11 protein-coding genes are annotated in these 14,402 nt (G+C 63.8%); 1 reads left to right on the forward strand and 10 read right to left on the reverse strand.

Translation table 11 applies throughout. The features are described from left to right. Positions 1 to 170: 170 nt before the first annotated feature. Positions 171 to 1,820: a lysine--tRNA ligase gene (locus tag RFN30_RS20080; protein WP_320263824.1), complete on the forward strand. Its 1,650-nt coding sequence runs from the start codon at positions 171 to 173 to the stop codon at positions 1,818 to 1,820. Here the strand turns inward: RFN30_RS20080 and RFN30_RS20085 are convergent. The 10 genes from RFN30_RS20085 to RFN30_RS20130 all read right to left on the reverse strand — a co-directional run bounded on the left by RFN30_RS20085 (position 1,783) and on the right by RFN30_RS20130 (position 14,337). Next, positions 1,783 to 2,667, reverse strand: a complete 885-nt coding sequence (locus RFN30_RS20085) for a thermonuclease family protein (RefSeq protein ID WP_320263825.1) — start codon at positions 2,665 to 2,667, stop codon at positions 1,783 to 1,785. The genes RFN30_RS20080 and RFN30_RS20085 overlap by 38 nt on opposite strands. A gap of 10 nt (positions 2,668 to 2,677) precedes the next feature. After that, positions 2,678 to 3,319 (reverse strand): S24 family peptidase, encoded by a 642-nt coding sequence (locus RFN30_RS20090; RefSeq protein WP_320263826.1) that lies wholly within the window; start codon positions 3,317 to 3,319, stop codon positions 2,678 to 2,680. A 268-nt stretch (positions 3,320 to 3,587) separates the two neighbouring features. Further along, complete coding sequence (locus tag RFN30_RS20095) at positions 3,588 to 4,508, reverse strand: sterol desaturase family protein (protein WP_320263827.1); 921 nt, start codon at positions 4,506 to 4,508, stop codon at positions 3,588 to 3,590. A 192-nt stretch (positions 4,509 to 4,700) separates the two neighbouring features. After that, positions 4,701 to 6,920: a 3-hydroxyacyl-CoA dehydrogenase NAD-binding domain-containing protein gene (locus RFN30_RS20100; protein ID WP_320263828.1), complete on the reverse strand. Its 2,220-nt coding sequence runs from the start codon at positions 6,918 to 6,920 to the stop codon at positions 4,701 to 4,703. A gap of 15 nt (positions 6,921 to 6,935) precedes the next feature. After that, positions 6,936 to 8,144, reverse strand: a complete 1,209-nt coding sequence (locus RFN30_RS20105) for an acetyl-CoA C-acetyltransferase (RefSeq protein ID WP_320263829.1) — start codon at positions 8,142 to 8,144, stop codon at positions 6,936 to 6,938. A 33-nt stretch (positions 8,145 to 8,177) separates the two neighbouring features. After that, positions 8,178 to 9,350 (reverse strand): acyl-CoA dehydrogenase family protein, encoded by a 1,173-nt coding sequence (locus RFN30_RS20110; RefSeq protein WP_320263830.1) that lies wholly within the window; start codon positions 9,348 to 9,350, stop codon positions 8,178 to 8,180. 52 nt (positions 9,351 to 9,402) lie between these two features. Further along, on the reverse strand, positions 9,403 to 11,199 hold the full coding sequence (locus RFN30_RS20115; protein ID WP_320263831.1) for an acyl-CoA dehydrogenase: 1,797 nt from the start codon (positions 11,197 to 11,199) through the stop codon (positions 9,403 to 9,405). Between the two features lie 229 nt (positions 11,200 to 11,428). Then, complete coding sequence (locus RFN30_RS20120) at positions 11,429 to 11,890, reverse strand: MerR family transcriptional regulator (RefSeq protein WP_320263965.1); 462 nt, start codon at positions 11,888 to 11,890, stop codon at positions 11,429 to 11,431. Between the two features lie 252 nt (positions 11,891 to 12,142). Next, entirely contained in the window at positions 12,143 to 13,282 is a 1,140-nt protein-coding gene (locus RFN30_RS20125) for an acyltransferase family protein (protein ID WP_320263832.1), read from the reverse strand. Between the two features lie 5 nt (positions 13,283 to 13,287). After that, positions 13,288 to 14,337: a hypothetical protein gene (locus tag RFN30_RS20130; RefSeq protein WP_320263833.1), complete on the reverse strand. Its 1,050-nt coding sequence runs from the start codon at positions 14,335 to 14,337 to the stop codon at positions 13,288 to 13,290. Positions 14,338 to 14,402: the final 65 nt, after the last annotated feature.

The following is a 14,402-nucleotide window of genomic DNA, read 5'->3' on the forward strand; positions in this document are numbered from 1 at the left end:
CCGCACACTTTTAAGCCAAGGCAGCGGAAAAGGTGCCCCAACGTAGGAGCGCCATTGTGGCGCTGCAAGGAAAACCGCCGCAAATCGTTGACGCTCCGGCGAGTCGCGCCTAGAGACCCGGTGAAAATCTTACCTTGCGGCGAAAGCCGGCACATGACTGGAATTTTGACATGACGGGATCAAACCTCATCGATCTCAATCCCGAGATGCTTGCGGCGACCGCCGAAAGCAAGGCGTGGCCGTTCGAGGAAGCCAAGAAGATCATTGCCCGCTACAAGGACAAGGATTTTCCCGAGACCGTTCTGTTCGAGACCGGCTACGGTCCGTCCGGCCTGCCGCATATCGGCACGTTCGGCGAAGTGGCGCGCACCACCATGGTGCGGCACGCATTCCGGGTGCTGACCGGAGACAAGATCAAGACCAAGCTGCTGTGCTTCTCCGACGACATGGACGGCATGCGCAAGATCCCGGACAACGTGCCGGATCGCGCGGCGCTCGAGCCCTATCTGCACAAGCCGCTGACGGCGGTGCCCAATCCCTTCGGCGGCGACTATGCGAGCTTTGCCGACCACAACAACGCGATGCTCTGCCGCTTCCTCGACACGTTCGGCTTCGACTACGAATTCGCCAGCGCGACAAAGTACTACAAGTCTGGCCGCTTCGACGAAGTGCTGCTGCGCGCCGCCGAGCGCTACGACGAGATCATGGCGGTGATGCTGCCGACCCTCGGCGAAGAACGCCAGGCGACCTACAGCCCGTTCCTGCCGATCTCACCGAAGAGCGGCCGGGTGCTCTACGTGCCGATGAAGCATGTCGACGCCAAGGCCGGCACCATCACCTTCGACGACGAAGGCACCGAGACCACGCTGCCCGTCACCGGCGGCAAGGTGAAGCTGCAGTGGAAGCCGGATTTCGGCATGCGCTGGGCGGCGCTCGGCGTCGATTTCGAGATGTTCGGCAAGGACCACCAGACCAATGCGGCGATCTACGACCGCATCTGCAACATCCTCGGCGGCCGCGCGCCGGAGCATTTCGTCTACGAGCTGTTCCTCGACGAGAACGGCCAGAAGATCTCGAAGTCGAAGGGCAATGGGCTCACCATCGACGAGTGGCTGACCTATGCGCCGACCGAGAGCCTCGGCCTCTACATGTACCAGCGGCCGCGGCAGGCCAAGAAGCTCTATTTCGATGTCATCCCGAAGGCGGTCGACGAATACTACGCTTTCCTCGGCGCCTATCCGCGCCAGGACTGGAAGGAGCGGCTCGGCAACCCGGTCTGGCACATGCATGACGGCAACCCGCCGGCCATCGACCTGCCGGTGCCGTTCGCGCTGCTGCTCAATCTGGTCAGCGCCTCCAACGCGCATGACAAGGCGGTGCTGTGGGGCTTCATCTCGCGCCATGCGCCGGGCGTGACGCCGAAGACGCATCCGGAGCTCGACCGGCTGACCGGCTATGCCATCCGCTATTTCGACGACTTCGTGAAGCCGACCAAGGTCTATCGCGCCGCCGACGAGGTGGAGCGCGAGGCGCTGGCGAAGCTTTCGGAAGCGCTTGGCGGCCTGCCGCAAGGCGCGGATGGCGAGGCGATCCAGAACGCCGCGCTCAACGTCGCGCGGCGGATCGAGCGCTACCAGGACCATTCCAAGCAGAGCCCGGAAGGCGGACCCGGCGTGTCGGTCGCCTTCTTCCAGATGATCTACCAGGTGCTGATCGGGCAGGAACGCGGACCGCGCTTCGGCTCCTTCGCCGCGCTTTACGGCATCACGGAGACGCGCGCGCTCATTGAGCGGGCGCTGGCTGGTCAGTTGGCGGCATAACGGCGCTGTCCTCCGCCGGCAGGATGGAGCTCGGCGCGGCGGGCGCCGGGCCGGTGGCTGCCGGCAATGCCGGCAGGCCGCCAAGGTTCGGCGCCATGCCGAAAATGCCTTTCTTCGCCGCGCGCGCCTTCTCGCCCGCCTCGACATAGGGGCCGCCTTGCGCGGCGCGCGCCCAGCCGTTTTCCGCCAGCCACTCGCCGACATCCTTGTTGCCGACCCAGCACTTGGCCGCGATGGCGGCCTGCCCGCCTTGCGGCGGCACGGCGCAGACCACGGTCCGGCCACGCAGGAAAGCGCGGAATGCCGTCCTGGCGCGAACACCGCAGTCCCAGGGCTTGCCCCCATCGCTGCAGGTCTCGCTCTCTTTGACGATCTCGATGCCCGAGACGGCGATAGCGTAATCCTTGGCCTTGATCATGCCGGCGGCGGTGGCGATGGGCTGGAACAGCTTGGTGCCGTCCCCGCCATCCGGCATTTTCGTTTTTCGCGGCTTGGGCGGACCGGCCAGCGCCAGATCGCTGAGCGGCGCGCGCGGCTCGACCCGTTCCAGCTCGTCCTCGGAAAGTTCGGGCGGCGCCACCACTTCGGGATCGATCGCCCGCGAATGCGCCGCCGGCTTCGGTGGCTCAGGAGCAGCCGGCGCCAGGATGGCGGAGGTCGCCGGTTCCGCAGTCGTCGGTTCCTGAGGCGCAGCATCGGTGTCTTGCCCCGGAAGCGTATCGGCCGGATCGATCTGGTCGACAGCGACGACACTTTCGCTGCCCTTCAGCGAACGGCCACCGGCGACGACCAACGCCGCCATCGCCGGAACCGCGAGAAGCGCGAGGGCAAGATGAAGGACCCGCACCGGGCTGGACCTACTGGCTTGCCCAGACGATCCGCGCCACCCATTCGACATCGCGCATCGGGATGTCGCGGTCCGGGTGAGCGGGATTGAGCGAGACCAGCACGACCGACTTCGCCGTCTGCCGATCGAGCACCTTGGCCATGACCTCGCCGGCAGTGGTCTTGACGACGACGCGGTCGCCCTTGCGCGTCGGCGCGCCCGGCTCGACGATCAGCACGTCGCCGTTGCGGTAGAGCGGCAGCATGGAATCGCCCTGAACCTTCAGCGCGTAGGAGGTTTCAGCCGCGCGCGTCGGAAGCTCGACCAGATCCCAGCCCTGCCCCGAGGGATAGCCGGCATCGTCGAAGAACCCGCCGGCGCCGGCCTGGGCAAAGCCGAGCAGAGGCACGGCCATGCGCGGCTGTGGCGGCGCAGCGCCGCCGCGACCTTCGACCAGCACGGTGAATTCTTCCAGCGAGGCGCCGGTGGCCTCGATGATCTTGGCCAGCGATTCGGTCGAGGGCCAGCGCGGCCGGCCATCGGAGGACAGGCGCTTGGACTTGTTGAAGGCGGTCGAATCGAGGCCCGCGCGCCTGGCGAGGCCGGAAGCCGACAGCGAATAGCGCTCGGCAAGAGCGTCGATTGCGGCCCATACGCGATCGTGCGAGAGCAAGTCCGCGCTCCTTCGAAACAGGAAAAAATGCCTCAACGCTGTCTAGCGCGCGGCCATGTGATTGTCCACCGGCGCAAACCGCAGATTGAAGAGAAAGTCGTCCGCTCCCGCAGGATTGATCGGGTTCGATCCTGTTACCGGCGTCTCGCCGGCATGACGGGGCCCGGCAGCCGCAGCGAATGACGCGATGAGAGCTCGATAGCGGCCCATACGCGAGCGTGGGCCGGCGGGCTGGCTTGCCGGCGCGCCGACCGGCGGTGTTTCCGTGTCAGTCCGCATTGGTGTCGAGAGTGCCGACCTTGCCCAGGCTGGCGTCGCGCGCCAGCCCGCCGATCGAAGTGCGCAGCCCTTTCAGCTGTTGTCTTCCCAGCCGCGCCCATTCCAGCAGCGGCCACAACGTCAGCCGCACGACGTCGTTGGACGGTACCCCGGTCGCCCCCATGGCGACGCGGCACGGTCCCGGCACGCGATAGGTGCCGAATATCCAGTCGAAGAAGGGGAACACGTTGGCGAGGTTTTTGCCGTACGCCGCCGGCTCGTCGGCGTGGTGCCAGCGATGGAAGCGCGGCGAGGCGATGAGCATCCCCAGCGGGCCATGGCCCCAGTCGACATCGACGTGGACATAGACGTTGTGAAGCACGAGGATCAGCGCGCCAATGCCCATGGCGTCGGCGGGCAGTCCAAGCCAGGTCAGCAGGATTGTATAGGAACCCCACATCACCAGCATTTCGAGCGCGTGGACGCGGTAGGTCGTCAATCCGTTGACCACCGGATCGGAATGGTGGATCGCGTGCACCGGCCAGAGCCATTTCATGTGCATGACGCGATGGTTCCAGTAATTGGCGAAGTCGTGCGCCAGTATGGCGAAGAGGCTGAGCATCCAGACCGGCAGACCAGCCCAGACCGTGCTCGGCACACTCGGAATGCCGAGCAGGCCGTAAAGTGCCTTGAGCTGTTCCGACAACAGCCAGACCGCGGGGACAAGCACGACGTTGATGTGGAAAATGGCCAGCGTCGCCGCGACGCTTTCGACGGCGCGACGCGACCAGGAAAGCCGCCAACCCTTGCGAGCGATGTCGAGGGCCAGAAGCAGGAGCAGAAACGCAAAAACGCACTGCTTGTCAGGATCGCTCACCTGGCCGCGCCAGACCTCGAATAGGCCGGTGATGAAATCGACGATGTTGCCCACGCCCCTGCCCCTAAGCCACGCCGGCGAGCGGGCGCGACCGATTTGCGAGCCCAGCCCGGCATTTTTGCCTTAGCCGGATTTGCTTAAGGTCGGCTGAACGCGGGCTTGCGCCGGCGACACGCCGTCGAAGCATGTCGGCCACGGCGAGACGCCGTGGCCATCATGCGCGCCCAAAAGTAGCTGGCTGGGGCGTTAGGCCGCCTTCCTGACCTCGCCCTTCTGGTAAGGGTCGAAGCGCTGGTAGAAGGCCTCGCCCTTCTCGGCCATGTCGAGCAAAAGCTTGGGCGCCTTGAACTCGGCCCCGTATTTCTTGTGCAGGCCCTTGGCGATCTTGACGAAGCGCTTGGCGCCGATGCCGTCGATGTAAGAGAGCGCGCCGCCGGTGAAGGGGGCGAAGCCGAAGGCGAGGATCGAGCCGACATCCGCCTCGCGCGGGTCGGTAACGATGCCCTCCTCCATGACGCGCACGGCCTCCAGGGCGATGGTGACCAGCAGACGCTCCTTCAGCTCCTCATAGTCGACCTTCTCGGGCTTGAGCTGCGGATAGAGATCCTTGAGACCCGGCCACAGCTTCTTCTTCGCCGGCTTGGCGGGATAGTCGTAAAAGCCCTTGCCGTTCTTGCGGCCGAAGCGGCCATGCGTGTCGACCATGGTGTTGATTAGCGCCATCTGCTTCGGGTCGACGGCCTTCTCGCCGAGATCCTTGATGGTCTGCTTCATGATCTTCTGGGCAAGGTCGATCGCCGTCTCGTCGGTCAGCGCCAGCGGGCCGACCGGCATGCCGGCGGCCTTGGCGGCGTTTTCGATCATCGCCGCCGGAACGCCTTCGATCAGCATCTTGTAAGCTTCCGACATGTAGCGGAGCACGCAGCGATTGACGTAGAAGCCGCGCGTGTCGTTGACAACGATCGGCGTCTTCTTGATGGCGCGGACGAAGTCGATGGCGACCGCGAGCGCCTTGTCGCCCGTCTTCTTGCCGAGGATGATCTCGACCAGCATCATCTTGTCGACCGGCGAGAAGAAGTGGATGCCGACAAAATTCTTCGGTCGCGCCGAGTTCTTCGCCAGCGAGGTGATCGGGATCGTCGAGGTGTTGGAGGCGAAGATCGCCGACGACTTCAGCACGGCCTCCGCCTTTTCGGTGGCGAGCTTCTTGACCGCCGAATCCTCGAACACGGCCTCGACGACGAGGTCGCAGCCGGCGAGGTCGGCATAGTCGGCCGTCGGCGTGATCAGCGACAAAAGCTTGTCCTTCTCCTCGGGCTTGGCGCGGCCCTTCTTCACCTGATCGGCCATCAGGCTGTCGGAATGCGCCTTGCCTTTCTCGGCCGACTCCATGTCGCGGTCGAGCAGCACGACCGGAATGCCGGCCTTGGCCGTGACATAGGCGATGCCGGCACCCATGAAGCCGGCGCCGAGGATGCCGATCTTCTTGAACCTGGTGTCCGACACGCCGGCCGGACGGCGCGCGCCCTTGTTCAGCTCCTGCAGCGACACGAAGAGCGAGCGGATCATCGCCGCCGCTTCCTTGGTCTGCATGATCTCGGTGAAGTAGCGCTGCTCGATCCTGAGCGCGGTGTCGAAAGGAACCAGCAGGCCTTCATAGACGCATTTCAGGATCGCGGCTGCGGCCGGATAATTGCCATAGGTCTCGCGGCGCAGGATGGCGATGGCCGGCGGCCAGAGATTGGCGCCGGCCGCCGAATAGATCGGACCGCCGGGCAGCTTGAAGCCCTTTTCGTCCCAGGGCGCAACCGGCTTCAGGCCGTTTTTGATCATCGCCTTGGCGGTCTCGACAAGCTTCTTCGGTTCGGCGATCTCGTGGATCAGGCCCATCGACTTCGCCTTCTGCGGCGTAAGATTCTGGCCGGTGGTCAGCATCTGCAGTGCCTGCTGCTGATCGGTCAGCCGCGGCACGCGCTGGGTGCCGCCGGCGCCCGGAAAGATGCCGATCTTCACTTCGGGAAGCGCCATCTTCACCTTGTCGGAATCGGCGGCGACGCGGCCATGGCAAGCGAGCGACATCTCGAAGGCGCCGCCCATGCAGGTGCCGTTGATCGCCGACACCCACGGCTTGCCGCAGGTTTCGATCTTACGGAACAGGCCGGTCATGTAGCCGGCATTGTCGAACAGCGCCCTGGTTGCCTTTTCGAGGTCCTTCTCCTTTTCGACGGCAAAGGCGGCGAGCATCTTCTGCAGCATGGTGATGTCGGCGCCGCCGGAGAATGTGTCCTTGCCGGAGGTGATCACCGCGCCCTTGATGGCGGCGTCGCCGGCGACCTTGTCAACGATGGCGCTGAGCTCGAGCATCGCCTCTTCGGTGAAGACGTTCATCGAGCGTCCCGGCATGTCCCAGGTGACCAGTGCGATGCCGTCGGCGTCCACGTCGAGGGTGAAATTGGTGTAGCTCATCTTTTTCTCTCCCCGTCAGACGCGTTCGATGATGGTGGCGGTGCCCATGCCGGCGCCGATGCAGAGCGTGACCAGGGCGGTGTTCAGGTCGCGGCGCTCCAGCTCGTCCAGCACCGTGCCGAAGATCATGGCGCCGGTGGCGCCGAGCGGATGGCCCATGGCGATCGCTCCGCCATTGACGTTGATCTGGTCGTGCGGGATGTCGAAGGCCTGCATGTAGCGCAGCACGACGGAAGCGAAGGCCTCGTTGAGCTCGAACAGGTCGATATCCGACAGCTTCATCTTGGCGCGCTTCAGAAGCTTCTCGGTGACGTCGACCGGACCGGTCAGCATCAGCACCGGCTCGGAGCCGATATTGGCGAAGGCGCGGATGCGCGCGCGGGGTTTGATGCCCATGGTTTTCCCGGCCTTCTTCGAGCCGAGCAGCACGGCGGCGGCGCCGTCGACGATGCCGGAGGAGTTGCCGGCGTGATGGACGTGGTTGACCTCCTCGACCTCCGGATGCTTCTGCACGGCGACGGCATCGAAGCCGCCCATCTCGCCCGGCATGACGAAGGACGGGTTGAGCGAGGCCAGCGACTGCATATCGGTCGAGGGCCGCATGTGCTCGTCACGGTCGAGGATGGTCAGGCCGTTCTGGTCCTTGATCGGGATCACCGAATTCTTGAAGCGGCCCTCTTCCCAGGCCTTGGCGGCACGCTTCTGGCTCTCGACCGCGTAGGCATCGACGTCGTCGCGGCTGAAGCCGTATTTCGTCGCGATCAGGTCGGCCGAGATGCCCTGCGGCACGAACCAGCCGGGCAGGCCGACGGACGGATCCATGAACCAGGAGCCGCCGGACATGCCCATGCCGACGCGCGACATGGATTCGACGCCCCCGGCAATGACGATCTCGTCCGCCCCTTGCGCGATCTTGGCGGCGCCGAAATTGATGGCGTCGAGACCGGAGGCGCAGAAGCGCGATATCTGCATGCCGGGCGCCTTGGTGTCGTAGCCGGCCTCGAAGGCGGCGGCGCGCGGAATGACCGAGCCCGCCTCGCCGACGGGATCGACGCAGCCGAAGATGATGTCGTCGACATTGCCGGTGTCGAGCTCGTTGCGGTCGCGAAGCGCCTCCAGCGTCTTCGCCGCGAGCCGCACCGCCGGCACCTCGTGCAGCGAGCCATCCTTCTTGCCCCTGCCGCGCGGCGTGCGCACGGCGTCATAGACGTAAGCTTCGGCCATTTTTCTGCTCCTTGGGTTTGCCGGTCGCAGCGCTCAGAGAGAGCGCCCGATCAGCAATTTCATGATCTCGTTTGTGCCGCCGTAAATGCGCTGGACGCGGGCGTCGCGGTACATGCGGGCGATCGGATATTCGTTCATGTAGCCATAGCCGCCATGCAGTTGAAGGCATTCGTCGACGACTTTGCCCTGCAGGTCGGACAGCCAGTATTTGGCCATCGAGGCGGTCACCGGGTCGAGGCCGCCATCAATGTGTCGCGCGACGCAGTCGTTGTAGAAGACGCGGCCGATCGTGGCTTCGGTCTTCAGCTCCGCCAGCTTGAACTGGGTGTTCTGGAAATCGATGATCGCCTTGCCGAAGGCCTTGCGCTCCTTGACGTAGTCGATGGTGATCGCCAGCGCCCGCTCGATCATGGCGATGGCCCCGGTGCCAATCTGCAGCCGCTCCTGCGGCAATTGCTGCATTAGCTGGACAAAGCCCTTGCCTTCCTCGTGGCCAAGCAGGTTCGAGGTCGGCACGCGCACGTCGTTGAAGAACAGCTCGGACGTGTCGTTGGCCTTCAACCCTATTTTGTCGAGGTTGCGGCCGCGCTGAAAACCTTCGACCTCGTCGGTCTCGACGACGATCAGCGAGGTGCCCTTGGCGCCCTTTTCCGGATCGGTCTTGGTGACGACGATGATCAGGTTGGCGAGCTGGCCGTTGGTGATGAAGGTCTTGGAGCCGCTGATCTTGTAGTGGTTGCCGTCCTTCTCGGCGCGGGTCTTGACGCCCTGCAGGTCGGAGCCGGCGCCAGGCTCGGTCATGGCGATGGCGCCGATCAGCTCGCCGGTCGCCAGTTTCGGCAGCCACTTCTGTTTCTGCTCCTCGGAACCGTAATGCAGGATGTAAGGCGCCACGATCGAGTTGTGCAGGCCGATGCCGAAACCGTCGACGCCGACATGGCCGATCGCCTCGATGATGGCGCTCTCATGGGCGAAGGTGCCGCCGGAGCCGCCGTATTTTTCCGGCATCGAGGCGCAGAGCAGGCCGGCGGCGCCCGCCTTCAGCCAGCTTTCGCGGTCGAATATCTCGTTCTTCTCGAACTCGTCGTAACGCGGCGCGATCTCCTCCGACATGAAGCGGACCGCCATGTCGTAGAGCATGCCGACTTCGTCCGCCGCCCAGGCGGGCTTCGGCAAGCCAAGAACTTCGGCTGGATTTGTCGCCACGATTTCCTCCGCGTTCCGACAAGTGTGGGCCGGCTTTGCCGGCCCGCCAAACCTAGAACGCTTCCGCCGGCAGCGCCATTAGCGCGTCCGCGCCACTGGAAATGCGGGCGAGACGCGTCGCCGTTTCCGGCATGATCCGCTCCATGAAGAAGCGCGCCGTCACGAGCTTGTTGTCGTAGAACGACGCGGCGCCATTGGCGCCTTCGGCGAGCTTGTTTTGGGCGGCCTTGGCCATCTGCCCCCACATGTAGCCAAGCGCGACCAGGCCGAAGAGATGCATGTAGTCGGTCGAGGCAGCACCCGCATTGTCCGGCTTGGCCATGCCGTTCTGCACCAGCCACATGGTCGCTGCCTGCAGGTCGTTGAGGCCCTTCTTCAGCGCCTTGGTGAAGGGCGCCATCTTCTCGTCGGCGCGGTTTTCCTCGCAGAACTCGCCGACTTCCTTGAAAAAGGCCTGCACGGCGCGGCCGCCATTCTGCGCCAGCTTGCGGCCGACGAGGTCGAGCGCCTGGATGCCGTTGGCGCCCTCATAGATCATGGCGATGCGGGCATCGCGCACGAACTGGCTCATGCCGTGCTCTTCGATATAGCCGTGGCCACCGAACACCTGCTGCGCCATCACGGCGTGGTCGAAGCCCTTGTCGGTGAGCACGCCCTTGACCACCGGCGTCAGCAGGCCGGTGTAGTCGTCGGCCGCCTGGCGATCCTTGTCGTCACCGGCGCGATGGGCGACGTCGGACTTGATCGCCGTCCACAGCGCCAGCGCTCGGCCGGCCTCATTGAAGGCCCTCATGGTCATCAGCGAGCGGCGGATGTCGGGATGTACGATGATCGGATCGGCCTTCTTGTCCGGCGCCTTGACGCCCGACAGCGAACGGCCCTGGAGGCGATCCTTGGCGTAGGAGACCGCGTTCTGGTAGGCGACCTCCGAGACCGAGAGCCCTTGCAGCCCGACGCCGAGGCGGGCCTCGTTCATCATTGTGAACATGGCCTTCAGGCCGCCGTTCAACTCGCCGAGCAGGGCGCCTTCTGCCTCGTCGTAATTCATGACGCAGGTCGAATTGCCGTGGATGCCCATCTTCTCCTCGATCGAGCCGCAGGAGAGCGTATTGCGCTCGCCGGGATTGCCCGACGCGTCGAGCTTGAACTTCGGCACGATGAACAGCGAGATGCCCTTGACGCCTTCCGGCGCGCCCTCGACGCGGGCCAGCACCAGGTGGACGATGTTGTCCGCCATGTCATGCTCGCCGGCGGAGATGAATATCTTCTGGCCGGAAATCCTGTAGGTGCCGTCGCCGTTCGGCACCGCCTTGGTGCGCAATAGGCCAAGATCCGTGCCGCAATGCGGCTCGGTGAGGTTCATGGTGCCGGTCCAGGCGCCCTCGACCATCTTCGGCAGCCAAGTCGTCTTCTGCTCGTCGGTGCCGTGGGTGATGATGGCGGCGATCGCCCCTTGCGTCAGGCCCGGATACATCATCAGCGCCATGTTGGCCGACACCATGTATTCCGACACCGCCTGATGGACCGTATAGGGAAGGCCTTGGCCACCGAACTCGGCGGGCGCGGCCAACCCCATCCAGCCACCCTCGCGGTACTGGTCGAAAGCCTCCTTGAAGCCCTTGGGCGTGGTCACCGATCCGTCTTCATGGCGCACGCAGCCTTCCATGTCGCCGATCCGGTTCAGCGGATGCATGACGTTCTCGGCAAGCTTGGCGCCTTCGGCGAGGATCGCCTCGACGACGTCGGGCGTGGCGTCCGAGAAGCCCGGAAGATTGGAATAGCGCTGATAGCCGAGCACGTCGTTGAGCACGAAAAGCGTGTCCTGGACTGGCGCCCTGTAGATCGTCATGCCTTCCTCCACCCTTGCGGTCCTGGCCAGCCAGCAAGTTCCCGATCCAGGTCCGGATGGGAGGCCTAGCCAATGTCGATGTCCCGATAGCAAATATTGACGTTTGCGTAAACGTCAACTTCGTCGCAGCCGGAAAAATTTTGGTGAGCGTGAAGGAAGGCAACAAAAAAGCCGCGCGGCCATGGCCGCGCGGCTTTCTATCCTGGGCTGCCGTTAAGCGCGAGAGCAATCAGCCGGCGGCGCTGGCCTGCGGCGCGGCCCGCTCGGTCAGCATCCGGCGAACGACCGTCATCGAATTGCTCAGCTCGTTGATGGCGTCCTCGATCAGCGCCCGCTGCTTCTGCAGGCGGGCAAGCTGCTTCTCCGACTTGTCGAGCGCCAGCCGCAACTGCTTGGTGTTGGAGCCGGTCGGATCGTAGAGATCCATCATCTGCTTGACGTCGCGCAGCGAGAACCCGACCTTGCGGCCGAGCAGGATCAGCTTCAGCCGGGCCTTGTCGCGGCGCGTGTAGAGACGGGTCGAGCCGTCGCGCTTCGGATTGAGCAGGCCCTTGTCCTCATAGAAACGCAGCGTGCGCAAGGTCACGCCGTATTTCTTGGCCATCTCGCCGATGCGGACGAATTCTTCGCCGGCCTCGGCCGGTATGTCATTGCTATTGGCCGCGGCTTCGCCGGGCGAAACAAGTTTCATGGTCACTGGCTTTCCCCTGATGGCGTCGCGGTCACGGACCAAGCGTCGCCTGAGTGGAAGCGGGGGCGTGCTTCCAATCGTGGTTTCGACAAATCAATCGCAAGAGGCACGGCTTCGCACCTTTTACGTTTACGTCAATTCTATACCGATAGCGGCGAGGTGACGCAAGGGCGTTGTCGGAACGGAACTTTATGCCGCACCCGAGCTCTCCTGGCAGATCAAAGCAGTTGCGCCGTCCGGCCGAGCACCGCCTTATGCGACGGCAATGCCGGGCTGAACTGTCTGTCCGCCCCGGCGGGCGAGCCGGTCCTTCCAGCGCAGGAACGGCTTCTCGATCGCCAGATGAAGGACACCGGCAACGGCGGCGCTCACGAAGAAATAAGCCGCCCAGAAGGCCAGCGCTCCGTGCGGGAGAGCGAGGGCCAGGACCAAGGGGATCAATGGGTAATGGACCAGATAAAGGCTATAGCTGAGCCGGGATAGAAGCTGGAAAAACGGCGTGAACGGCAAAGGCGTGCCGATGAGTTGCACCGCGCCTGCGGCCACAACGCCAGCAAGGATCGCAATCAGCGCTGGCTCAAGACTGGCATCGAAAAAGTCAATCGACGACATGAAATCGTGGCTTGCGAGCCAGACGCCGAAAACAAGGAGGCCGGCACCCAACAGGCAAGTTCCGCTCCGGAGAGACGGGACGATGAGCCCGCGTTGCTGCGCCAGCGCGATGCCGACGCCGGTGACCAGACCCTCCAGGGTCATATGAAAAGGGCTTCGGAAGATCGGCCAGAACTGGAGATAGTCCAGCGTCTCGTGAAGATTGAGATAGGTTGCCGTCCGGAACGCGACGGGGAACGCAAAACACAGCAGCAACAGGACCGCCTGAAGCCAGCCGGCCCTCAAGCGCAGCAGGAGAAAGATCAGCAGCGGAGCCAGGAGATAGAATTTCTCCTCGACGCCCAACGACCAGAAGACGACGTTGATGTCGGACGGCAGATAATCCTGCAGGAAGACCAGGTGGTAGACGACGCGAAAGGCAAGCCGCTCGGGTGCCACGCCGAAGAGGGGGAAGGCTCCGGCCACGACCAGCGCAAGCACGGCGAAATACGCGGGTACGATGCGCAGCGCGCGCATTGCCAGATAGCGTCCAATTCGGAAATCGGGGGAGCCCACCCCGGCGCGCAGCAGATGGCGGGCGATCAAATAACCCGAAAGCACGAAGAACAGGTCGACCCCAACCCAGCCGTTCATGAAGATGGTTTGCAATGCGCCGAGGTCGGCGTCACTGGCGGCGGGATGGAGCGCTCGCTCGCCATGGCGCAGCATGACGAGCAAAATCGCGACGGATCGAACCAGGTCGAGCCAGGGATTGTTCCGGCCGGAAGCGACGTCGGCCATAGGCGCTACGCCTGCAATCCGAGCGTCCTGCGGATCGGCTCCTTGCGCACCTTCCAGATTCGGGAATCGACGACGTAGTGGTGGAAGTTCACGATCTGGTAGAGCACGACCGTCGTGGACAGCCCGGCGAAGAAAAACGCCTCAAGCGTTCCCAGGATTGCCCAGTAGATAACGCCGGTGATCAGGATGCATGTCACAAGGTAGAGCCAGAGGCGTTGCGGCTGACTGATATAGGAGAGAAAACGGGCATCGGGGTCGATGCCGTCCTTGAAGCGGCGCGAATTGAACATCCAGACGAAGAGGACGTACTGGGCGTTGTGCCATATGTTGATCACCAGCCAGCCTATCGTGATATCCCGAATGACCAGGTATGCGACGGCAAAGATCAAAAAGTGGGTCAGCATGTACATCGTATGGACATGCGCCAGGCGGCCCTGACGCGCGGCCTGGAAGCGACGCCAAACCCAGATCGCCAGCAGTATCGCAGTTGCGACGACGGCAACGCCAAGCACGGCCGCCGGCACCGGCACGACACGCAACTCCATTCCGATGAACAGGCCCGGATCCTGGTACGACCTGAACAGGATTCCGAGAACCGGAACGGCATAGAAGACGGCCTGATCGAGCCAGCCGTCCTCATACAGAGCGTTTCTTTCCTTGCCCCGGTAAGCTCGGGAAATTCCCCAGCTCTGCCTGGTGTAGTGGAACCACTGCCAGTAGAAATAGACCGATACGACGGTCCAAAGACCGACGAAATAGACGATCGCCAGCGTGACGATGGCGACCGCCGGGAGCAGCACCACAAGGAGCGGCCAGTGCTCCGAGAAACTCTTCCGATCAAAGCACAGGCGCGTGTAGGTCGCGATGACGTGGTGATAGCCGAGGAACCAGAGGTCGAAGACCAGGATCGGCGTGAAGAGTTGCGGCTGCCAGAGAATGACCGCTCCCGTCAGCAAGGCGACGGCGGGAATGCCCAGGATGAATGAAAGATCGAATCGGGCTCCGCGAAGCCAAGCCCGGTTGGACTGCCTCAAAGGCATGGCAATGTCGGACATCTGCCCATTCCCCGCCGCCGTGGAATCACACCCAAGTCGAAATTACGGCACGGTGACAGGATCGT

It is taken from the genome of Mesorhizobium dulcispinae, from assembly GCF_033977345.1.
GTDB lineage: Bacteria > Pseudomonadota > Alphaproteobacteria > Rhizobiales > Rhizobiaceae > Mesorhizobium > Mesorhizobium dulcispinae.

Excerpts from the sequence above, each read along its gene's own strand:
- RFN30_RS20080 (WP_320263824.1), top strand. The coding sequence starts at position 171 with ATGACGGGATCAAACCTCATCGATCTCAATCCCGAGATGCTTGCGGCG.
- RFN30_RS20100 (WP_320263828.1), bottom strand. The coding sequence starts at position 6,920 with ATGAGCTACACCAATTTCACCCTCGACGTGGACGCCGACGGCATCGCA.
- RFN30_RS20105 (WP_320263829.1), bottom strand. The coding sequence starts at position 8,144 with ATGGCCGAAGCTTACGTCTATGACGCCGTGCGCACGCCGCGCGGCAGG.
- RFN30_RS20115 (WP_320263831.1), bottom strand. The coding sequence starts at position 11,199 with ATGACGATCTACAGGGCGCCAGTCCAGGACACGCTTTTCGTGCTCAAC.
- RFN30_RS20120 (WP_320263965.1), bottom strand. The coding sequence starts at position 11,890 with ATGAAACTTGTTTCGCCCGGCGAAGCCGCGGCCAATAGCAATGACATA.
- RFN30_RS20125 (WP_320263832.1), bottom strand. The coding sequence starts at position 13,282 with ATGGCCGACGTCGCTTCCGGCCGGAACAATCCCTGGCTCGACCTGGTT.
- RFN30_RS20130 (WP_320263833.1), bottom strand. The coding sequence starts at position 14,337 with ATGTCCGACATTGCCATGCCTTTGAGGCAGTCCAACCGGGCTTGGCTT.